Source organism: Paraburkholderia sp. BR10872 (assembly GCF_040965835.1).
GTDB lineage: Bacteria > Pseudomonadota > Gammaproteobacteria > Burkholderiales > Burkholderiaceae > Paraburkholderia > Paraburkholderia nodosa_A.
This window is the reverse complement of the sequence record NZ_JBFRCN010000192.1, coordinates 1-255: the sequence shown is the minus strand read 5'-3', so window position 1 is coordinate 255 and position 255 is coordinate 1. Positions and strand designations below refer to the sequence as shown.

Sequence of the window (255 nt, the reverse complement as noted above, 5' to 3'; positions counted from 1 at the left end):
ACATGGGTAACACTTCGGGCGAGTGATTGGCCTGGAGCCGTTCATGCCCTGGAACCCGAGAAACACCATGAACCTGCGTCTGGAATTCGTGAATCTGGCCTTGCAGGAAGGCGCCAACCGGCGTGAATTATGCCGGCGTTTCGGCATCAGCCCGAAGACCGGCTACAAGTGGCTTGCCCGGCATGCACAGGATGACGGCGCCACGGCGTTGGCGGACCGCTCGCGCCGGCCCCTGCAGAGTCCGGCGCGCACCAT

The 255-nt window shown here is 63.5% G+C and carries 1 protein-coding gene; it reads left to right on the top strand.

Translation table 11 applies throughout. The annotated features are described in order from the left end of the window. Positions 1-43: 43 nt before the first annotated feature. Positions 44-255 (top strand): helix-turn-helix domain-containing protein (locus tag AB4Y43_RS40650; RefSeq protein ID WP_368730309.1); only part of this gene is annotated, 212 nt, incomplete at its 3' end.